The organism is Bacillus sp. PK6-026 (assembly GCF_054161455.1).
The window spans coordinates 2771135-2791857 of record NZ_CP096418.1 but is presented as its reverse complement, the minus strand read 5'-3'; the positions used below and the strand labels follow the sequence as shown (position 1 = coordinate 2791857).

20 protein-coding genes are annotated in these 20723 nt (G+C 46.4%); 16 read left to right on the top strand and 4 right to left on the bottom strand.

Annotated features, from left to right (window positions below; translation table 11 throughout):
- Positions 1 to 24: 24 nt before the first annotated feature.
- On the bottom strand, positions 25 to 846 hold the full coding sequence (gene comER / locus M1D59_RS14180) for a late competence protein ComER (RefSeq protein ID WP_229128976.1): 822 nt from the start codon (positions 844 to 846) through the stop codon (positions 25 to 27).
- Between the two features lie 82 nt (positions 847 to 928).
- Here comER and M1D59_RS14175 point away from each other — a divergent pair, with 82 nt between their 5' ends.
- From M1D59_RS14175 to M1D59_RS14165, 3 genes are all read left to right on the top strand, one after another.
- Positions 929 to 1558 carry a helix-hairpin-helix domain-containing protein gene (locus M1D59_RS14175; protein ID WP_096748238.1) on the top strand — a complete coding sequence of 210 codons (630 nt, stop codon included), beginning with the start codon at positions 929 to 931 and terminating at the stop codon, positions 1556 to 1558.
- Positions 1559 to 1626: 68 nt separating this feature from the next.
- A complete protein-coding gene (locus M1D59_RS14170) occupies positions 1627 to 2196 on the top strand; it encodes a ComE operon protein 2 (RefSeq protein ID WP_020452273.1) in 570 nt (189 codons plus the stop codon).
- Between the two features lie 4 nt (positions 2197 to 2200).
- Entirely contained in the window at positions 2201 to 4588 is a 2388-nt protein-coding gene (locus tag M1D59_RS14165) for a DNA internalization-related competence protein ComEC/Rec2 (RefSeq protein WP_224067294.1), read from the top strand.
- A 24-nt stretch (positions 4589 to 4612) separates the two neighbouring features.
- Here the strand turns inward: M1D59_RS14165 and M1D59_RS14160 are convergent, their stop codons facing one another.
- Complete coding sequence (locus M1D59_RS14160) at positions 4613 to 4744, bottom strand: YqzM family protein (protein ID WP_003183686.1); 132 nt, start codon at positions 4742 to 4744, stop codon at positions 4613 to 4615.
- Between the two features lie 229 nt (positions 4745 to 4973).
- Between M1D59_RS14160 and holA the strand changes: the two genes are divergently transcribed.
- On the top strand, positions 4974 to 5999 hold the full coding sequence (holA, locus tag M1D59_RS14155) for a DNA polymerase III subunit delta (protein WP_023855252.1): 1026 nt from the start codon (positions 4974 to 4976) through the stop codon (positions 5997 to 5999).
- 109 nt (positions 6000 to 6108) lie between these two features.
- Here the strand turns inward: holA and M1D59_RS14150 are convergent, their stop codons facing one another.
- Positions 6109 to 6630 carry an NAD(P)H-dependent oxidoreductase gene (locus M1D59_RS14150; RefSeq protein ID WP_025811130.1) on the bottom strand — a complete coding sequence of 174 codons (522 nt, stop codon included), beginning with the start codon at positions 6628 to 6630 and terminating at the stop codon, positions 6109 to 6111.
- A gap of 252 nt (positions 6631 to 6882) precedes the next feature.
- Between M1D59_RS14150 and M1D59_RS14145 the strand changes: the two genes are divergently transcribed.
- A complete protein-coding gene (locus tag M1D59_RS14145; protein ID WP_023855250.1) occupies positions 6883 to 7239 on the top strand; it encodes a winged helix-turn-helix transcriptional regulator in 357 nt (118 codons plus the stop codon).
- Positions 7240 to 7609: 370 nt separating this feature from the next.
- Positions 7610 to 7894 (top strand): RNA polymerase alpha subunit C-terminal domain-containing protein, encoded by a 285-nt coding sequence (locus M1D59_RS14140; RefSeq protein WP_025811131.1) that lies wholly within the window; start codon positions 7610 to 7612, stop codon positions 7892 to 7894.
- 482 nt (positions 7895 to 8376) lie between these two features.
- On the opposite strand, the gene rpsT is transcribed toward M1D59_RS14140, so the two are convergent.
- Complete coding sequence (gene rpsT / locus M1D59_RS14135) at positions 8377 to 8643, bottom strand: 30S ribosomal protein S20 (RefSeq protein WP_020452267.1); 267 nt, start codon at positions 8641 to 8643, stop codon at positions 8377 to 8379.
- A 204-nt stretch (positions 8644 to 8847) separates the two neighbouring features.
- Between rpsT and gpr the strand changes: the two genes are divergently transcribed.
- The 10 genes from gpr to prmA all read left to right on the top strand — a co-directional run bounded on the left by gpr (position 8848) and on the right by prmA (position 20705).
- Complete coding sequence (gene gpr, locus M1D59_RS14130; protein ID WP_039072854.1) at positions 8848 to 9954, top strand: GPR endopeptidase; 1107 nt, start codon at positions 8848 to 8850, stop codon at positions 9952 to 9954.
- Positions 9955 to 10071: 117 nt separating this feature from the next.
- Positions 10072 to 11277, top strand: a complete 1206-nt coding sequence (spoIIP, locus tag M1D59_RS14125) for a stage II sporulation protein P (RefSeq protein ID WP_020452265.1) — start codon at positions 10072 to 10074, stop codon at positions 11275 to 11277.
- A gap of 14 nt (positions 11278 to 11291) precedes the next feature.
- Entirely contained in the window at positions 11292 to 11615 is a 324-nt protein-coding gene (locus M1D59_RS14120) for a YqxA family protein (RefSeq protein ID WP_023855247.1), read from the top strand.
- A 145-nt stretch (positions 11616 to 11760) separates the two neighbouring features.
- Positions 11761 to 13599: a translation elongation factor 4 gene (lepA, locus tag M1D59_RS14115; RefSeq protein ID WP_020452263.1), complete on the top strand. Its 1839-nt coding sequence runs from the start codon at positions 11761 to 11763 to the stop codon at positions 13597 to 13599.
- Between the two features lie 59 nt (positions 13600 to 13658).
- The gene (gene hemW, locus M1D59_RS14110; protein ID WP_411202581.1) at positions 13659 to 14798 is read left to right on the top strand and encodes a radical SAM family heme chaperone HemW; all 1140 of its coding nucleotides are present in this window, start codon (positions 13659 to 13661) and stop codon (positions 14796 to 14798) included.
- An 80-nt stretch (positions 14799 to 14878) separates the two neighbouring features.
- A complete protein-coding gene (gene hrcA / locus M1D59_RS14105) occupies positions 14879 to 15910 on the top strand; it encodes a heat-inducible transcriptional repressor HrcA (RefSeq protein WP_020452261.1) in 1032 nt (343 codons plus the stop codon).
- Between the two features lie 79 nt (positions 15911 to 15989).
- Positions 15990 to 16574: a nucleotide exchange factor GrpE gene (grpE, locus tag M1D59_RS14100; protein ID WP_020452260.1), complete on the top strand. Its 585-nt coding sequence runs from the start codon at positions 15990 to 15992 to the stop codon at positions 16572 to 16574.
- Between the two features lie 23 nt (positions 16575 to 16597).
- Positions 16598 to 18436, top strand: a complete 1839-nt coding sequence (gene dnaK, locus M1D59_RS14095; protein ID WP_025811135.1) for a molecular chaperone DnaK — start codon at positions 16598 to 16600, stop codon at positions 18434 to 18436.
- Between the two features lie 182 nt (positions 18437 to 18618).
- On the top strand, positions 18619 to 19746 hold the full coding sequence (dnaJ, locus tag M1D59_RS14090) for a molecular chaperone DnaJ (RefSeq protein ID WP_020452258.1): 1128 nt from the start codon (positions 18619 to 18621) through the stop codon (positions 19744 to 19746).
- 23 nt (positions 19747 to 19769) lie between these two features.
- Positions 19770 to 20705, top strand: a complete 936-nt coding sequence (gene prmA / locus M1D59_RS14085) for a 50S ribosomal protein L11 methyltransferase (RefSeq protein ID WP_095291031.1) — start codon at positions 19770 to 19772, stop codon at positions 20703 to 20705.
- Positions 20706 to 20723 lie beyond the last annotated feature (18 nt).

Here is a 20723-nt window from a genome sequence, read left to right as displayed (position 1 = left end):
TCAGCGCGTTCGTGAAACAATGAATCAAACGGAAAATTGCTTCTTGACTAGAGCGATATCTTCTTCATACTTCAAATGGGTGTTCCGGAACATCTGGCGGAACATATCCTTAACGCCGCTTTCCAGCGCCTTAATTCCCTCACCGGTTACACCGCCTTTAACGCACACCTTTTCCTGCAGGGCGGGCAATGTGTAATGCCCTGTTTCGAGCAGCCTTCCCAAACCTACCAGCATTTCTGTCGTCATTAAAATCGCGTCTTCTTTTGAGACGGAGGTTTCTTCTACAGCGGCCTGAATAAACTCCTGAACCAAATAACTGACAAAGGCGGGGCCGCAGCTGACAATGTCTGAGGCGACCCTCGTAATCCCGCTTTCGATTTCAAGAGGGATTGAGATCTTGCTCACTAAAGCCGTCAATTTTTCTTTTGCCTCAGCTGTGCAGCTTTCTCCGAAAGTCAATAATGACACGCCAGACAACGCTCTGTTCGTAATGCTCGGGATCACCCTTGCCGCCTGGCAGGAGACGATGGCTTCCAGCTGTTCGACCTGCACCGGACTCGTAATGGTGACCACAATCTGATCGCGGGTGAAGACGGGTGAGAGCCGCTTTAGCAAAGGATAAATATCCAGCGGCTTTACACAGATAAACACGGCATCACTTTCCGTGATCACTTCTTCCGGCCGTTCTGCAACCTGAATGTCTGGGAATCGTTTTTTTAAGTTTAACGCTTTGTCGATCGTTCGGTTAGTAATTGTTAAAGATGAGGGAATGACCGCTCTGGATTCAATCAACGCCTCAATTAAAATGGTCCCCATATTTCCTGTCCCGATAAAGCCGATATTCAATCGTTCTCCCCTCCTTTGAACCTGTATCTTTTAAACGATATGAAGGCTTCAGTCAAAATATGTATGAAAGCAGGTGAGCAGTTTGACAGATTGGCTAAAACAATATAAATGGCATGCGGCGGGAGGTGTGGCACTCGTCTTGATCATCAGCGCTGCCTTCATGCTGTTAAGCGGAAAGCGTGAAACTTCATCCGGCTTCTCCATTCCTGAAGAAGCTTCTGCACAGACTTTTGACAAGAAAGAGGAGGTGAAGCGGGAAAAAAACGCGGGGGAAGAGGAGGTTATCATCGATTTGAAAGGCGCTGTGAAAAATCCGGGCGTCTATCAAATGAAGGAGGGAGACAGGGTGCACGATGCATTGAAAAAAGCAGGCGGCACCGAGAAAAAAGCGGACCAAAAGCAGATTAATCTGGCAGCCGTTTTGCGGGACGGTATGGTTCTTTACATTCCATTTGAAGGGGAAGAGGCCGCTGGCTCTCTTTCGGAAGCGGACTCAAGAGCAGACGGCAGCTCAAGTGATATCGTCAATATTAATACGGCTTCCTCTGAGGAGCTTCAGACGATTCCCGGGATCGGTCCTTCAAAAGCGGAAGCGGTAGTCGAATACCGCGAGGAGAACGGAATGTTTCAGACGATTGAAGACATAACAAACGTTTCTGGAATTGGAGAGAAGTCTTTTGAAAGAATAAAATCTTCAATCACGGTAAAGTAAATTGACGTTTGCGGATAAACATATGTAAACTTAGGGAAGTCGACATCGTATTTTTGGAGGGAAAACAAGTGGAACGGATTTCTTGGGATCAATATTTTATGGCGCAAAGCCATTTGCTGGCGCTTCGCAGCACGTGTACAAGGCTTGCTGTAGGGGCGACGATTGTCAGGGATAAACGAATTATCGCAGGAGGCTACAACGGATCGATCGCCGGAGGTGTTCACTGTGCGGATGAAGGCTGCTATATGGTGGACGGGCATTGCATCAGAACGATTCACGCCGAGATGAACGCGATTCTTCAGTGTGCAAAATTCGGCGTTCCGACCGAAGGCGCTGAAATATATGTCACGCATTTTCCGTGCATTCAATGCTGTAAATCGATCATTCAGGCAGGTATTAAAACGATATACTATGCGAAAGATTACAAAAACCATCCTTACGCGGTTGAACTTTTCGATCAGGCTTCTGTTAAAGTGGAGCAGGTAGAGCTCGATGAGATGATTATCGACTTGAAAAACCAGGAAAAGTTATCGTTTGTGGCCGATCTGATCAAACAGCTGGCTGATAAAGGCCTTGAGGAAGAGGAAATCAGGAAAATACACGCAGAGGCTAACAAACTATTTACAAGCTACGTGTAATCCAATGGACAGACATCGCATCTTCCCGTGCGGAGCGATTTCAGCGGCAGCCGGAATCGCCTCCGCTCACTCTTCTCTTTATCTCTTCCTCGCCGTCGGTTTTTTTCTGTTCTTTATCCTCTGTTTCTTCAAGAAACAAATACTCCTTTTCATCATATGTGCAGCGATTTGTATTTTATATTTCACCTCTTTTTACATGATTGACCATTTCAATACAACGATTTATCATGAAGGCAAATTTCACACGTTTGCTTCTGTTCGGGATATCCCCATAATAGACGGAGACCGGCTTTCATTCACAGCCGAAACAGATAAGGGGGAAGCTTTGAAAGCGGGCTATACGATCCGGTCTCCGCAAGAAAAACGGGCGCTCTCCGCTCTTCAGCCGGGAAGCCTCTGTGTCATGCAAGGTGAATTAAGAGCGCCGAAAAAAGAGACGGTTCCTGGAACTTTTGATCAAAAAGAATCCTTGTATCAAAAAGGGATTCACTGGATATTTGCGGTTCAGTCCATTGAAAACTGCAAGCCGGGCGGCGGTCTTATGCCATTTCTATTGAACATCCGAAAAGCGGGCCTTGATTTTACAGAAGAAAATATGGCTAATCCGGCTGCCGGTATTGTAAGAGCGCTTACTTTCGGGGACCGGTTTCTCATTGAACAAGATGTGCTGGACGGCTATCAGCGTCTCGGGATCATTCACCTTTTAGCGATTTCCGGGCTTCATGTCGGTCTGTTGTCGGCCGCTCTGTTCCACGTATTTATTCGCTTCGGTTTGACGAGAGAATGCGCCAAATGGCTGCTCGTTTTCGGGCTGCCCGTTGCGGCAGTTTTGACCGGAGGCGCCCCGTCGGTAGTGAGGGCGGTTCTCATGTCTGAAATCTATCTGCTGGCATCACTGTCCAATAAGAACTTCAAAAGCGCCGATGTGATCAGCATCGCCTGCCTCGGACTGCTGTTGTATCATCCTTATCTGCTATTTCAAGCCGGATTTCAGCTTTCTTTTGCCGTATCCTTCGTTTTCATTCTTTCAAAAGAAATATTGATCAAGCCGAAAAGCCGAATCTCTCAACTGCTATTGGGGTCATTTTTGGCTCAGCTCGCCTCCCTTCCGATCCTGCTCATCCATTTTCAAGAGTTTTCATTTCTCAGCACAGTGATGAATCTGCTTTTCATACCTCTCTATATTTTTATCATCATGCCGCTGTCTTTCGGAAGTCTGTTGGCTTTCATATGTTTTCGTCCTCTCGGGGAGGCGGCAGCCTGTGTGCTGGACCATCTGCTTGTGTGGAGCCATCAGGCTGTTAAATCGGTGTCTGCCGCGGATATTTTCGTTTTTTCTGCGGTTAAACCGCCGGATATTTTGTTGTTTTTCTACTTCGCAGCTATTTTTCTGTTTTTGCTGTTTCTTGAAAAAGAGATGTCGTTTCGTGCGGTCATGATTTCGTCCGGCTTCCTTGCCGCTGTGTTTGCTATTCACGTATGTCTTCCTCAGTTTGCAGGAGAAGGAGAGGTCACAATGCTTGATATCGGCCAAGGTGACAGCATGTATGTCAGCGCTCCCGGTCAGAATGGCACCGTCTTCATTGATACGGGAGGAACCGTATCCTTCCGGAAAGAGCAGTGGAGAAAGCGGAAAAAGGATTTTTCCCTGGGAGAGAGCGTATTAATGCCATTTCTGGCATCCAAAGGAGTCAAGAAGCTCGATGCTTTAATTTTGACTCATGCTGATCAGGATCATATTGGTGAAGCTCAAGTGCTGATCCAAAAACATAAAGTCAAGCAATTGATCGTGCCGAAAGGCTTCGCAGCCGAACCGTCTGATGAAAAGCTGCTTCGCCTTGCCTTGAAAGAAGGCGTCAAGGTGCATGTAGCCAAAAGAGGTGACATCCTTCATATTGGCAATCTTGAATTTTATGTTCTTTCACCGAAAGAGGCGGACAAAAACAGCAAAAACAACGGTTCCCTCGTGTTGTGGCTGAAAGCTGGCGAATTTTCGTGGCTGTTAACGGGCGATTTGGAGAAGGAAGGTGAAAATGAGATGATGAAAGTGTATCCGAATCTTAAAGCGGATATTCTGAAAGTCGGTCACCATGGAAGCAAAGGTTCTACGGGGGAAGATCTGATTAAGCAAATTGAGCCGAAAGCAGCCATCATTTCGGCGGGAGAGCACAACCGCTACGGCCATCCCCACGGGGAAGTGCTGGATATCTTAAACCGCCACCATGTGAAAGTATTCAGAACGGATCAGCACGGTTCGATTCAGTACCTATTTCGAGGCGGAAACGGAACGTTTTTACTTCATCCCCCATATGATAAAGTACATTCCTCGCAAGAAAAAAAGACTGCTGAAAAACAGCAGCCGTCAAAAAGCCGCTTGCCTGACGGAGAGTAAAGCGGTGTCCATGACTTGGCTTGATTAAGCGGCCAGATGTATAACAGTAGCGATAATAAACATTGTAGCGAAAAAGCCAAAAGACACGATAAAACCGACACCTGAATCTACAAGATCGTTACGTTTGCTTTGCACGTCTTTTTCAAATTCATTCACAATTTACCCCTCCTATTGATATCCAGTATAATTCAATTCTTTGCAAAAATCTAGGAGCTTCATGCAACCGTTTTCTAAAATTTATGAACATCGTCTTCTATAAACTGACCCGGGGGTTTATGGAAGGCGTTTATTATAAATGAGAGAGCGGGTGACTCCGCTTCTCTCTTTACTAATTGCAAAACACGCTTTAGGATAGAAAGGAAGGATGAAAGAGGGGAAAGTGCAGATGACGGTATTTGATATTTGGAAAAGCTTAAAAAAAGGCGATATTCATCCTGTTTATTGTTTATACGGGAAAGAGACGTATCTTCTGCAGGAGACGGTTCAAAGGATCAGACAAGCCGTTGTTGACGAAGAGACGAAGGATTTCAACCTTTCCGTATTTGATCTGGAAGAAGAGGCATTGGACCTTGCTGTTGAAGATGCTGAAACTTTTCCGTTTATGGGGGATAAGCGTCTTGTTGTTGCGAAAAACCCGTCTTTTTTAACAGCTGAAAAAAAGAAAGATAAAACGGAGCATAACCTCGGGAGCCTGGAGGATTATATTGCGCAGCCGGCGCCTTATTCCGTTTTTGTGCTGCTCGCTCCTTATGAAAAGCTTGATGAGAGGAAAAAGCTGACCAAGCTCTTGAAAAAACACGCCCATATGGTTGAAGCAAAAGAACTGAACGGCCGGGAAACGGCTGATTTTATCACTGGGCTTGCAAAATCAGAGGGGAAGCTCATAGAACGAGAAGCGGCGGAGGAGCTTGTCATCCTGTGTAATGCCAGCCTGTCGGCCATTGCCCAAGAGGTGAAAAAGCTTAGTACATATATTGGTGATCGGGATTCGATCACACTTGAGGACGTCAAAAAGCTCGTTGCCAGAGGTCTCGAGCAGAATATTTTTGAATTGATCAACAAGGTTGTGAACCGGAAGCGTACAGAAGCGCTGCAGATTTTCTATGATCTGTTAAAGCAAAATGAAGAACCGATCAAAATGATGGCGCTGATCGCAAACCAGTTCAGGCTTTTGATGCAGACGAAATACTTTTCGCAGCAGGGGTACGGGCAAAAGCAAATCGCCTCAAACCTCAAAGTTCACCCGTTCAGGGTGAAGCTCGCGATCGACCAGGCGAGGCTGTTTTCTGAAGAAGAGCTGAAAAGCATCATCGAGCATCTCGCCGTTATGGATTATGAAATGAAGACAGGCAAAAAAGACAAGCAGCTCCTGCTTGAGCTGTTTTTGCTCAAGCTTTTGCAGTCCGATTGAAAAAACGGCTCTCTAATTTTAAGAGAGCCGTTAGGCTGTCGAGAAAATCTCGACAGCCTTTTCAGTTGTTCTTATTTCTTTTTCCGTTTCCCCTCATAATCGGCAAGCTTCATCCTTCCTTAGGTGATAAAACATGCTTTGCATATCGCTTCGCTTCGTTTTTGAGGATATTGTCATGAGGATTGTGGGATGTAAAAGCCGGAAGAAACGTGCCATGACATCGGATAATAGTACCCTCAATCGGCCGTAAATACTCTTCTACAGTGAACATATTGCGGCCCCCAACGCGATATTCTTCTTCCGCTCCGCCTGTTGTCGTAGCAATCATGAATTCTTTGCCTTTCAAGTTTTCGCCTCCGGGGCCGTGCGCCCAGCCGTATGTCAGCACATCATCAAACCATTTTTTCAAAAGAGGCGGACAGCTGAACCAATAAAATGGGAACTGAAGAACGATCCGGTCATATTCAAGTAATAATTGCTGTTCTTTTTCAACATCGATACTCCAATTTTGATACTCCTGATACAGATCACGAATAAAGATATCAGGATGATTTTTCAATTCGTTCATTAGTGCCTTGTTCCATTTGGACTCCCTCAAATTTGGATGTGCTGCAATTACCATTATTTTCATAAACATCTTCCTCTACCGTTTGTTGTTTTTCTTGAACCTTTCTTCGTCCCAATTATTACGAATATTTTTGGCATTGCAAAGTACGCTTTTTTTTCGTACATAGACCTTTAAACCGTACTATTGCGGTGAAAGAACTTGTTTATGGTAGTCCGGTAAACCGTACTATGTATGTAAAATAAGAGTACTACCGCGAATCAGAATGATATGGTAACGTAACTGATATCACGAATACCGAATCGGGAGTTGACAAAGATGAAGTCAAAAGTACGGGAAATGAAGACGACGGAAGGTATCATCATAACTTTGGCGGCCATAGGAGGAAAATGGAAGCCGCTGATCCTGTTCGTATTACTTCATGAAGGCACCAAACGCTTCGGAGAACTAAGACGGATGCTCCCTGGAGTTACACAGGGGATGCTGACCAACCAGCTTCGGGAGCTCGAACATGATGGTCTCGTCAAACGGCAAGTTTATCAGGAAATCCCTCCGAAGGTCGAATATAGTTTAACCGGGCACGGAAAAACGTTGGCGCCGGTGTTGACCGATATGTGCAGCTGGGGATATAAACATCTCGACTTTGTCAAGCAATTGAGTGAAGAAGAGAAATGAGTTTGACCTAAAAGTCTTTGCATCAATGGGGACTTTCATGATTTGTGTCTATTTTTCGCTTCAGCCCGGATCATTGTTTTTGGGACGCTTCCCTTTCTTTCGTTTTTCGCTTTGATGCCTGCTCCAGTTACTCACAGGTTATAAGTAAAACCATCCTTACTAAACCGCTATGACGATCCAGGAACCAGTTGGAGCTTCGATTTCTGAAACCGACGATTTCGCAGCCTTTCTTTTTCCAGAAGATAGTTTAACGAGTTTCGGTGTATCCTGAATATGAACATCAGATGCCAAACATAGCAAAGGGGCACGATTGCAAAAAAGAAAAGATAAAATCGGAAACATTGAAAATGTGCGGAAAAGGAGAAATGAAATGACAAAGAATTTAAGGACTTGCAGCAAAGGACACCAGTATGATAAAAGCAGTGATTGTCCTGTTTGCCCGATTTGTGAGCAACAGCGCAAACCTGACAACGGATTTCTTTCATTGCTCTCTGCGCCAGCCAGAAGAGCTTTGGAACACAATGGAATAACTTCTTTGCAGGATCTGTCAAAATACAGCGAAAAAGAGATTTTGAAATTTCACGGTATGGGACCAGCGTCTTTACCTAAATTGCGGGTTGCTTTGAAGGAAAATGGATTATCATTTAAAAGTTAAACACCGGAATAATTAAACTTGTACATAGCAAGGGAATTTCCTTTTTGGAAGTTCCCTCATTTTGTATAAAAATCAACAATATTTAGCACAAAAAATAGCGTCGTGCGAGTGAACATAGCTGACAGGTGGAAGGGAAGCTCTCCCCCTGATAAGTCTTATACGCTATTTCATTTCATGTCCAGTTTACTCAATCCGCGAATATTTCGCTTCGGCACGGACGGGGTTCAGGCTTGACGACAAAAAAAGGCCGGACCTCAGAGGATGAGATCAGCAAGCATTCCCTTTTCTGCAGAGCCTACCTTATGGCTGGATTGACCGTATATTTTTGCAATGCAGCGCATCGCGCACATTGTCATGTTGATTTTCTTCCGCCAGCTGACCGCGCGTTTTTTACGATTTATCGGTGGTCTGACGGCTTCTCATTTAAGAGAGCCGTTTTTTATGAAGGCAAGCAAAAAAGCTTGGCATGGCCAAGCTTTCTATTATGCAGAAAGTCCGTTCACTTTTTTCGCTAGGTTTGATTTGTAACGAGCTGCGGTGTTTTTGTGGACAAGACCTTTTTTAGCTGCTTTATCGATTTTCTTTGCTGCTGCAGAAAGAGCTGCTTTCGCTTTGTCTGCTTCGTTGTTGCTTACGAAAGTTTCAACTTGTTTCATAGCAGTGCGCATTGAAGATTTGATAGTTGCGTTGTGCGCGCGGCGCTCGTTGTTTGTTTTTGTGCGTTTGATCGCTGATTTAATGTTTGGCAATGTGTTTCACCTCCTAAGACATAACCTCTGTTCCTTTTCTATAGGTTAGATCTCAACAATAGAACAAATTGTATTCTATCAAACACACCCTTAGATTGCAATATAAATGTAAAGTATTTTTGTTTGAAAGCTCCGCTTCGGGGGAATGTTCACAGACCTTGTGGGCACACTAACACCAGTTATGTTTTTGGAGGGAATGCAAATATGGAGAAAAAGAAGCTTGATTTAAGTCAATATGCAGTCCGGACAGACTTAGCCGTGGAAGCGAGGGATCTGGCAGAGGAAAAGGAAGCTTCTCCAAAGAAAGAGCTGAAAGGGTTTACAGTCAAAGAATACGAAAAAGACGGGATCAAAATTCAGACGATGGACATTGATGAAGAAGGAGCGAAGCTGTCGGGGAAAAAAGCCGGCCGCTATTTAACCTTTGAAACACAAGGGATCAGACAGCAGGATTCCGTCTTGCAGGAAAAAGTCGTCAATGTGTTTGCGAAGGAATTTTCCGCATTTCTCGATTATTTGAACATTCCGCGGGATGCCAGCTGCTTAATTGTAGGGCTTGGCAACTGGAATGTCACGCCCGACTCACTCGGCCCCCTAGTAACGGAGAACCTTCTCGTGACGAGGCACCTTTTTCAGCTGCAGCCCGAAAATGTAGAGCATGGCTACCGTCCAGTGAGCGCGCTTTCCCCTGGAGTCATGGGCTTGACCGGCATTGAAACGAGCGATATTATCCAAGGGGTAATCGATCGCTCAAAGCCCGACTTTGTCATTGCCATCGATGCGCTGGCCTCAAGAGGGATCGAGCGTGTGAATTCTACCATTCAAATTTCAGACAGCGGGATACACCCCGGATCTGGGGTAGGGAATAAAAGAAAAGAATTAAGCGAGGAAACGCTTGGCATTCCGGTCATCGCCATCGGTGTTCCGACGGTGGTCGATGCCGTCACGATCACGAGTGATACGATTGATTATATGCTGAAGCATTTTGGAAGAGAGATGAGAGATGACAGTCCGTCCAGGTCGCTCGTTCCCGCGGGGATGAGCTTTGGGAAAAGAAAGGTCCTCACCGAAGAAGACCTTCCCGATGAGGAGCACCGCAAATCGTTTCTCGGTATAGTCGGAGGCCTCGCAGAGGATGAAAAAAGGCAGCTGATCCATGAAGTCCTCGCTCCGCTCGGCCATAACTTAATGGTAACCCCAAAAGAGGTCGATACCTTTATCGATGATATGGCAAATGTGATTGCGAACGGTCTGAACACAGCGCTTCATGAAAATGTCTCGCAAGACAATAAAGGAATGTATAACCACTAAGATTAAGGCGGCTGACCAGGCCGCTTTTTTTCGTGCTTATAGCATTGCCGGAACTTGTTCTACTTCCTCTATCTTGTACATAGTCTATTTACTAGACAAGCTCTGGAGGGATTTGCGATGAGAAAAAGAGGCAGGAATCGTCAGTTTGTGCTGGCTGTAAATGGAAGAAGTGCGATTAAGACAGTATTCTTATTTATCGTCAGCCTGCTGCTCGTTTTTATTTTATCAGGCGTGCTGACATCGCTGCGTCCTGAGTTAAGGCCGTCTTCATCGTTGTACCGGGTGACCGATGAATTGGCGGGCGAGACCTTTGGGCTCATTTTGGGAATGGAAAACCACTACTTCGCATCAGAATTGCCGGAACCGAATAAACGCTTTGAACTTTCTCCGATCGTCTTGAAACTGGCGACCAGCATTAATTTAAAAGATCCGCGAAGTTTTCTCGGTCGGGAGCTTCCGGGCTTCTCTCATTTTGACTCGGAAATCCTTATTGCAGGGCAAGGGACGGATTACACGAATATGCCGTCAGAATCTCCGCCGCCGACTGAGGTTTTAAAAGAGGAGAGAGAAGCGAATCTTGCAGAGCTTGAAGGGAAACAGAAAAAGCAAACAGGGGAGGAAAAACCTCCTGAGCAATCGACGGGCGGCCGAAAAGTCGTATTTATCTACAATACGCACAATACGGAGTCGTATCTTCCCTTTTTAAAAGGGGAGACGGTACCTGATCGGGCGCTTCATTCGAAAGCAAATGTGACGCTTGTCAGCGATATGCTCGCAAATGCGATGAAGTCGCAGGGGGTCGGGGCAATGGTGGATAAAACTGACTTTCAGGCGAACTTGCGGAAAAAAGGCTGGGCTTATGCCCGTTCCTATGATGAATCAAGGCCGGTCGTTAAAGAGGCGATGGCTCAAAACAAAGATTTGCAGTATTTTATCGATATTCACAGGGATTCGCAGCGGAAGAAAGCGACAACCGCAACTGTCAAAGGAAAAAGCTATGCACGTGTTGCATTTGTGCTCGGCAAGAAGAGCTCTAATTTCGAATCGAACTTAAAACTGGCAAAAGAACTGCATGAACGGCTGGAAAAAAAATATCCCGGTTTGAGCCGCGGTGTTATATCTAAGGGAGCTGCCGGGGATAATGGCATATATAATCAAGATTTAAACGAAAGATCCGTCTTAATCGAATTTGGCGGCGTAGATAATAACCGCGAAGAGCTGGAGCGGGCTGCAGAAGCGATGGCGGATGTATTCAGCGAGATGTACTGGAATGCTGAAAAAGTTGATGCAGACACCGGTGAAGACGATAAGAAAAAACAATAGGACAGGTGATGGAAGTGGCTTCTTTTATGGGGAAATGCATATTGGCTTGCTGTGTCATGTTTTTCGGCGTCCTTCTCGGCATGCAGCAGGCGAACAACGGAATGATTGAAATGAAAGGGTATCAGGACCCTGATTTAAAAGCGGCGCTCAGCATATCTGAAGGGGATGCGAAGGAGGCGTCAGTCCTCGGCCATCAAATCGATTTGGAGGAAAAACAAAAAGAGCTGGAACAGCTGGAAGCTTTCAACCTCTTTTCCTCGGCCGGCCGCGCCCTGGCCGATTCGGTCACAAACACAGCCCGTTCATTGTATGACTGGATAAAGGAAAAAACGGAATAAGTAAAAGAAAAAACGAGTCGGATGCAGGACTCGTTTTTTCTTTTTCGGGTTTAGAAAGCATATGTGACTTAGCATTGAATCTTCACAACCCTATTGATATAATCTAAGCTAGCGCATATTGCGTTTCATAGTAGGAGTGATTAGTGTGACAGATAAAGAAAAACGATTACAAAGGCAGTCGAGAATCCGAAATTTCTCTATTATCGCCCATATCGATCACGGCAAGTCAACGCTTGCGGATCGAATCCTGGAAAAGACGGCGGCAATCACTCAAAGGGAAATGAAAGAACAGCTCCTCGACTCGATGGATTTGGAACGTGAAAGAGGAATCACCATTAAACTGAACTCCGTACAGCTGAAATATCAGGCAAAGGACGGAGAGGAATATATTTTTCATCTGATCGATACCCCGGGACACGTCGATTTTACGTATGAGGTTTCGAGAAGCCTTGCCGCATGCGAAGGCGCGATTCTCGTCGTCGACGCCGCACAGGGAATCGAGGCGCAAACGCTGGCAAACGTTTACCTTGCGCTTGATAACGACCTTGAAATCCTGCCGGTCATTAATAAGATTGACCTTCCGAGCGCAGAACCCGAACGCGTCCGCCAGGAAGTCGAGGATGTCATCGGTCTTGACGCTTCAGAAGCCGTCCTTGCTTCAGCAAAAGCAGGCATCGGAATTGAAGAAATATTGGAGCAGATCGTTGAAAAGGTTCCCGCACCAAGCGGAGATCCGGAAGCGCCGCTTCAAGCGTTGATCTTTGACTCTCTGTATGATGCATACCGCGGGGTCGTCGCCTATATCAGAGTCGTCCAAGGTACCGTAAAAGCCGGTCAAAAAATCAAGATGATGGCGACCGGAAAAGAATTTGAAGTCACTGAAGTCGGCGTTTTCACACCGAAGGCCGTTCCGGTTGACGAACTGACTGTCGGCGACGTCGGATTCCTGACGGCCGCAATCAAAAACGTCGGAGACACTCGTGTAGGGGATACGATTACAAGTGCGGAAAACCCAGCGCCCGAAGCCCTGCCAGGCTACAGAAAACTGAATCCGATGGTCTATTGCGGTCTGTATCCGATTGATACAGCGAAATACAACGACTTGCGGGAAGCGCTTGAAAAACTTGAGCTGAACGATTCAGCCCTTCAGTATGAGGCGGAAACGTCCCAGGCTCTCGGATTCGGCTTCCGCTGTGGTTTCCTGGGGATGCTCCACATGGAAATTATTCAGGAGCGGATTGAACGCGAATTCAACATCGATTTGATTACGACGGCTCCGAGCGTTATCTATGACGTGTACATGACAGACGGAGAAAAAATCGTTGTCGATAACCCGTCAAATATGCCTGATCCGCAGAAGATCGACCGGGTGGAAGAACCGTTCGTCAAAGCGACGATGATGGTGCCGAACGATTTTGTCGGAGCGGTCATGGAACTGTGCCAGGGCAAGCGCGGCCAGTTTATCGATATGCAGTACCTTGATGCGAACCGCGTCAGCATTGTCTACGAAATTCCGCTTGCGGAAATCGTCTACGAGTTTTTCGATCAGCTTAAATCAAATACGAAAGGCTATGCGTCATTTGATTACGAACTCATCGGATATAAACCGTCCAAGCTCGTGAAAATGGATATTATGCTGAACGGCGAAAAAATCGATGCCCTTTCCTTTATCGTTCACCGCGATTATGCGTATGAACGGGGAAAAGTTATTGTCGAAAAGCTGAAGGAACTCATTCCGCGCCAGCAGTTTGAAGTGCCTGTCCAGGCAGCCATCGGCACAAAAATTGTCGCCCGTTCAACCATCAAAGCCATGCGCAAAAACGTTTTGGCGAAGTGCTACGGCGGGGATATTTCCAGAAAACGCAAACTGCTCGAAAAGCAAAAGGAAGGAAAGCGAAGAATGAAACAGGTCGGCTCTGTCGAAGTTCCGCAGGAAGCCTTTATGGCAGTCCTGAAAATGGACGACAGCAGCCCGAAATCATAATCATGAGCTGCCGCAGCGTAACACACTGCGGCTTCTTCCTGTAAAAGAAGGTGAAAACAATGAAAGCAGCATATATCCATATTCCGTTTTGCGAGCACATTTGCCATTATTGCGACTTCAACAAGTTTTTTATTCAATCTCAGCCTGTTGATGAATATTTGCGTTCTTTAGAGAAGGAAATGGCCAATTCAATGGAAGCGGCCGGACATCCGGAGCTGAAAACGATCTTTATCGGGGGAGGAACGCCGACATCGCTGTCGGAAGCGCAGCTTGAGCGGCTTCTTGATTCCATTCATCGCGTTTTGAAACCGTCCGAAAGCCTTGCCGAATTTGCAGTGGAAGCAAATCCCGACGATTTATCGGCTGAAAAGCTGGAGGTTTTAAAAGCCGCCGGTGTAGACAGGCTGAGCTTTGGCGTACAGACGTTTGAAGACGAGCTGCTAAAAAAAATCGGCAGAGTCCACGAGCAAAAAGACGTACTCGTTTCCTTTGAAAGAGCGCGAAACGCGGGGTTCGATAATATCAGCCTTGACCTGATGTTCGGTCTGCCAGGACAAACCATCGGCCACTTCGCTTCATCGCTCGATACGGCGCTTGCCCTCGGGGCTGAACATTATTCGGTCTATTCGCTGATCGTCGAACCGAAAACCGTTTTTTATAACTTGATGAAAAAGGGCCGGCTTCACCTGCCTCCGCAGGATCAGGAAGCAGAAATGTACGAACTGGTGATGCGGAAAATGGAAGAAGCGGGCATCGGCCAATACGAAATCAGCAACTACGCCAAAAAAGGATATGAGAGCAAACATAACCTCACATATTGGAACAATGAGGAGTATTTCGGTTTGGGCGCGGGCGCGCACGGCTATATCAATGGTAAAAGAACGGTAAATGCCGGCCCTGTTAAACATTATATCGACCTGATTGAGCAGTCAGGTTTTCCTTATAAAGAAAAACACAGGGTTACAAAAAATGAACAGATTGAAGAAGAAATGTTTCTCGGTCTTCGAAAAACCGCGGGAGTAGACAAAGAACACTTTTTCCAAAAATACGGAAGAACTGTTGACGATCTCTTCCCGAAAGTGCTCCGTTCGCTGGAAGAAACAGGGCTGATTGTGAACACGAGCAAAAACGTATTTTTAACACATAATGGAAAACTGTTAGGGAATGAAGTGTTTCAAGCATTCCTGGGTGAGTTATAATTGACATTTTGATTTTGGTTTGGTAATTTTGATATACAATTAGCACTCAGTTGTGTCGAGTGCTAACAGGGGTGATATGGATGTTAACAAATCGTCAGCTGTTAATCTTACAGGTTATCGTCAACGATTTCATTCGTTCAGCTCAGCCGGTAGGATCAAGAACGCTTTCCAAAAAGGAAGATATCACATTCAGCTCAGCAACGATCAGAAACGAAATGGCTGACTTGGAAGAGCTCGGTTTTATTGAAAAAACCCACTCATCTTCAGGCCGGATTCCTTCTGAAAAAGGCTATCGCTATTATGTCGATCATCTGCTTTCACCCGGAAAGCTGTCAAAAACGGACTTGAACATTATTCATTCGGTTTTCAAAGAAAAAATCTTTGAACTCGAAAAAGCGGTGCAGAAGTCGGCTCAAGTGCTGTCTGATCTGACAAATTATACATCGATTGTCCTCGGTCCGAGACTGAGCGAAAATCATCTCAAACAGATCCAGATTGTGCCGATTCAGCCTAAGAAGGCCGTTGCCATTCTAGTAACGAATACCGGCCATGTCGAGAATAAAACGATCAATTTTCCGGCGGAGGTCAATCTTTCCGATCTCGAAAAGCTGGTGAATATATTAAATGAACGCCTTAGAGGCGTGCCGATCTCAGAGCTGAAAGACAGGATTTTCAAAGAGGTCGTCATCTTCTTAAAGTCGCATATCCAAAATTACGATACGATTTTACACGGGCTCGGCGCAACGCTGGATTCATCTGTTCAAACCGACCGGCTGTTTTTCGGCGGCAAGATTAATATGCTGAATCAGCCCGAATTTCACGATATTGACAGAGTGAAATCGCTATTGTCGCTCATTGAGAAAGAACAGGAGCTTCTCCGGCTCTTTCAGTCGACTGAGTCCGGAATTACCATTAAAATCGGCAAGGAAAACGACTATGAAGAAATGGAAAACTGCAGCCTGATTACCGCGACATACACGGTCGGTTCAAAACAGATCGGCTCCATCGCGGTCATCGGGCCGACGCGCATGGACTACTCCCGCGTCGTCGGTTTGCTTCAGCACGTATCATCTGACTTGTCAAAAGCGTTGACAAGTTTGTATGATGGGTAAGGCAGTACCCGAAAACAAAACAGAAGGGAGAAATCCCTTCTTTATCATGAAACTCATCCTTTAAGGGAGGTGAACACAGATGGCAGAAGAAAAACAAACTGAAGAGCTAAACGAACAAGAGGAACTGAACGAGACAGAAGCGGAGACAGCCGAAGCCGAACAAACGGCTGCTGAAGCTGATGCCCCGGCAGAAGACACGCAAACAGAAATGCTTGAAAAACAACTAAAAGAACTTCAAGAACGTCTTGAAGAAAAAGAAAATAAACTTTTACGTGTTCAGGCGGACTTTGAAAACTACAAACGACGCGCACGCCTTGACCTTGAGGCTGCTGAAAAGTACCGTTCCCAGCGCATCATCAGCGATTTGCTGCCGGCGCTTGACAACTTTGAACGCGCGCTACAGATCGATCCTGACAACGAGCAGACGAAAAGCCTGCTTCAAGGGATGGAAATGGTGCACCGTCAAATTTTGGAGGCTCTTAAAAATGAAGGAGTTGAACAGATTCCTTCAGTCGGAGAGCAATTTGACCCGAACATGCACCAGGCTGTTATGCAGGTCGAGGATGAAGCGTACGAATCAAACGCAGTCGTTGAGGAACTGCAAAAAGGCTATAAACTTAAGGACCGGGTGATCCGTCCTTCTATGGTAAAAGTCAACCAATAACTACATAGCAGGAGGTAAAAATCATGAGCAAAGTAATCGGAATCGACTTGGGAACAACGAACTCATGCGTTGCAGTGCTTGAAGGCGGAGAGCCGAAAGTCATCCCAAATCCAGAAGGAGCCCGCACGACTCCTTCGGTTGTTGCATTTAAAAACGGAGAGCGCCAGGTGGGTGAAGTGGCGAAACGCCAGTCCATCACGAATCCGAACACGATCATGTCGGTCAAGCGCCACATGGGCACGGACTATACAGTTGAAATCGAAGGCAAAAAGTACACGCCGCAAGAAGTGTCTGCCATCATCCTTCAGCATTTGAAATCATATGCTGAAAGCTATTTAGGCGAAACTGTATCTAAAGCCGTAATCACAGTTCCTGCATACTTCAATGATGCAGAACGTCAAGCGACAAAGGATGCCGGCAAAATCGCCGGACTTGAAGTTGAGCGGATCATCAACGAGCCGACTGCAGCTGCGCTTGCATACGGTCTGGATAAGACGGAAGAAGATCAGACGATCCTCGTCTACGACCTTGGCGGCGGTACATTCGACGTTTCCATCCTTGAATTGGGAGACGGCGTATTCGAAGTTCGTTCTACAGCGGGTGACAACCGCCTTGGAGGAGACGACTTTGACCAAGTGATCATCGATCATCTCGTCTCAGAATTCAAGAAAGAAAACGGCATTGATCTTTCTAAAGATAAAATGGCGCTTCAGCGCTTAAAAGATGCGGCTGAGAAAGCGAAAAAAGACCTTTCCGGCGTATCTTCTACACAAATTTCGCTGCCGTTTATCACAGCCGGTGACGCAGGTCCGCTGCACCTTGAATTGACACTGACCCGCGCGAAGTTTGAAGAGCTGTCTTCACACTTGGTAGAGCGCACAATGGGTCCAGTCCGCCAGGCTCTTCAAGATGCGGGGCTTTCTGCAAGCGAAATCGACAAAGTAATTCTTGTCGGCGGATCAACACGTATTCCTGCCGTTCAGGAAGCGATCAAAAAAGAAACTGGAAAAGAAGCGCATAAAGGCGTCAACCCTGACGAAGTCGTAGCCCTTGGTGCAGCCATTCAAGGCGGCGTCATCACAGGCGATGTCAAAGATGTTGTCCTTCTGGACGTAACTCCGCTGTCACTTGGTATCGAAACAATGGGCGGCGTGTTCACGAAGCTGATTGACCGCAACACGACAATCCCGACAAGCAAGTCCCAAGTGTTCTCAACAGCGGCTGACAACCAAACAGCGGTTGACATCCACGTGCTCCAAGGTGAGCGCCCGATGGCTGCCGACAACAAAACGCTCGGACGCTTCCAGCTTACAGATATTCCGCCGGCTCCTCGCGGCGTACCGCAAATCGAAGTGTCATTTGACATCGATAAGAATGGTATCGTCAACGTCAGCGCGAAAGATCTGGGTACCGGCAAAGAGCAAAACATCACGATCAAATCTTCTTCAGGTCTTTCTGACGAGGAGATCGAACGCATGGTGAAAGAAGCTGAAGAAAACGCCGAAGCGGATGAGAAGAAAAAAGAAGAAATCGAGCTTCGCAACGAAGCGGATCAGCTTGTCTTCACAACTGAAAAAACGCTGAAAGATCTTGAAGGCAAAGCCGATGAAGCGCAAGTGAAAAAAGCGAATGATGCAAAAGACGCGTTAAAAGCTGCGATCGAGAAAAATGACCTTGATGAAATCAAGGCGAAAAAAGATGAGCTGCAAGCGATCGTCCAAGAGCTTTCAATGAAGCTTTACGAAGAAGCTGCAAAACAGGCTCAGGCTCAGCAAGACGGCGGCGCCGGCGCTAAAAAAGCCGACGACAATGTCGTTGACGCTGAATATGAAGAAGTAAACGACGACAAAGATCAAAAATAATTGAAATAAAATGTGCTGTGCTTACCCCGGTTTGCACAGCACATGACCTTACAGGCGATGAAAGTCAAAGTCAGGATCTCTTGACTTTGACTTTTTTCTTCCTAAAGGACAAAAGGAATTGAAAAAACATAATTTGAAATGATACAATCTAATTTATGTGAGAAAATCGGGAGTGTGAAGAGATGAGTAAGCGTGATTACTATGAGGTGCTTGGGGTAGGTAAGAGCGCTTCTAAAGATGAGATTAAAAAAGCTTACCGCAAGCTTTCTAAAAAATATCACCCGGACATCAACAAAGAAGCCGGAGCGGATGAAAAATTCAAAGAAGTCAAAGAAGCCTATGAAACACTTTCTGATGACCAAAAACGGGCCCATTACGACCAGTTTGGCCACACCGATCCAAATCAGGGATTTGGCGGCGGAGGTTTCGGCGGCGGCGACTTCGGCGGCTTTGGGTTTGACGATATTTTCTCAAGCATTTTCGGAGGCGGCGCAAGGCGGAGAGACCCGAATGCCCCGAGGCAGGGCGCCGATCTGCAGTATACGATGACACTGTCATTTGAAGAAGCGGCCTTCGGAAAAGAGACGACGATCGAAATTCCGCGTGAAGAAACATGTGAAACATGCAGCGGCTCAGGCGCGAAACCGGGAACAAAGCCGGAAACCTGTTCACACTGCGGCGGCTCTGGCCAGCTGAACATGGAGCAGTCGACTCCGTTCGGAAAAGTTGTCAACAGAAGAGTATGTCATTACTGTAATGGAACGGGTAAGCAAATTAAGCACAAATGTTCAACTTGCGGCGGTACAGGAAAAGTGAAAAAACGCAAGAAAATCAATGTCACCATCCCGGCGGGTGTGGATGACGGCCAGCAGCTTCGAGTATCCGGACAGGGTGAACCGGGGATCAACGGCGGTCCGTCAGGTGACTTATTCGTCGTTTTCCGCGTCCAAGAACACGAATTTTTCGAGCGCGATGGAGACGATATTTACTGCGAAATGCCGCTGACATTTGCACAGGCTGCGCTCGGGGACGAAATCGAAGTGCCTACTCTTCACGGTAAAGTAAAATTAAAAGTGCCCGCGGGCACGCAGACAGGCACCAAGTTCCGTTTAAAAGGAAAAGGCGTTGCCAACGTACGCGGGTACGGTCAAGGCGATCAGCACATCGTCGTCCGCGTCGTGACACCGACGAATTTAACAGAAAACCAGAAAAATATTCTCCGCGAATTTGCAGAAGTGAGCGGAAATATGCCGGATGAACAGGAAATGAGTTTTTTCGATAAAGTAAAGCGCGCCTTTAAAGGCGATTAATGATTGGATGAGGAGTTGGTAGTATGAAATGGTCCGAAATCTGCATTCACACGACACATGAAGCGGTTGAGCCCATCTCGAATATTTTGCATGAAGCTGGTGCGAGTGGAGTCGTAATTGAAGATCCGCTTGATTTAATTAAAGAGCGTGAGAATGTATACGGAGAAATCTACCAGCTCGACCCCAATGATTACCCTGATGAAGGAGTCATCATTAAAGCGTATCTCCCGATCAACAGCTTTTTGGGAGAGACCGTAGAAGGAATCAAGGAAACCATCAATAATCTGCTGCTGTATGATATTGACCTCGGACGCAACAAAATCACCATCAGCGAGGTTAACGAAGAAGAATGGGCGACAGCATGGAAAAAATATTATCATCCCGTAAAAATTTCCGAGAAGTTTACGATTGTTCCGACATGGGAAGAGTACACACCGGTTCATACGGATGAGCTCATCATCGAGATGGACCCGGGAATGGCGTTCGGAACAGGCACACACCCGACAACCGTACTTTGCATACAGGCGCTCGAAAGGTATGTGAAAGAAGGGGATTCGGTCGTGGATGTCGGAACGGGAACAGGCATTTTGAGCATTGCATCAGCCATGCTTCGCGCCAAACAGGTTGAAGGATATGATCTCGATCCTGTAGCCGTGGAAAGCGCCCGCTTGAACTCCAAGCTCAATAAAGTCAGCGATCATATCGAGATCAAGCAAAATAATCTGCTTGACGGCGTCGAAGGGGAAAAAGACGTCATCGTCGCCAACATCCTGGCCGAGGTCATCTTGCGCTTTACGGATCAGGCATACAGCCTGTTGAAAGACGGCGGTTATTTCATTACTTCGGGAATCATTCAGCAGAAAAAACAGGAAGTCAAAGATGCACTGGTGAAAGAAGGCTTTACGATCGTCGAGGTTCTTTCAATGGAGGACTGGGTCAGCATCATCGCTAAAAAATAATCGTTAGTAGGTGTGACA

Coding starts and splice junctions, on each gene's coding strand:
- M1D59_RS14165 (WP_224067294.1), top strand. CDS start 2,201: ATGGACAGACATCGCATCTTCCCGTGCGGAGCGATTTCAGCGGCAGCC.
- holA (WP_023855252.1), top strand. CDS start 4,974: ATGACGGTATTTGATATTTGGAAAAGCTTAAAAAAAGGCGATATTCAT.
- M1D59_RS14150 (WP_025811130.1), bottom strand. CDS start 6,630: ATGAAAATAATGGTAATTGCAGCACATCCAAATTTGAGGGAGTCCAAA.
- M1D59_RS14145 (WP_023855250.1), top strand. CDS start 6,883: ATGAAGTCAAAAGTACGGGAAATGAAGACGACGGAAGGTATCATCATA.
- M1D59_RS14140 (WP_025811131.1), top strand. CDS start 7,610: ATGACAAAGAATTTAAGGACTTGCAGCAAAGGACACCAGTATGATAAA.
- gpr (WP_039072854.1), top strand. CDS start 8,848: ATGGAGAAAAAGAAGCTTGATTTAAGTCAATATGCAGTCCGGACAGAC.
- spoIIP (WP_020452265.1), top strand. CDS start 10,072: ATGAGAAAAAGAGGCAGGAATCGTCAGTTTGTGCTGGCTGTAAATGGA.
- hemW (WP_411202581.1), top strand. CDS start 13,659: ATGAAAGCAGCATATATCCATATTCCGTTTTGCGAGCACATTTGCCAT.
- hrcA (WP_020452261.1), top strand. CDS start 14,879: ATGTTAACAAATCGTCAGCTGTTAATCTTACAGGTTATCGTCAACGAT.
- grpE (WP_020452260.1), top strand. CDS start 15,990: ATGGCAGAAGAAAAACAAACTGAAGAGCTAAACGAACAAGAGGAACTG.
- dnaK (WP_025811135.1), top strand. CDS start 16,598: ATGAGCAAAGTAATCGGAATCGACTTGGGAACAACGAACTCATGCGTT.
- dnaJ (WP_020452258.1), top strand. CDS start 18,619: ATGAGTAAGCGTGATTACTATGAGGTGCTTGGGGTAGGTAAGAGCGCT.
- prmA (WP_095291031.1), top strand. CDS start 19,770: ATGAAATGGTCCGAAATCTGCATTCACACGACACATGAAGCGGTTGAG.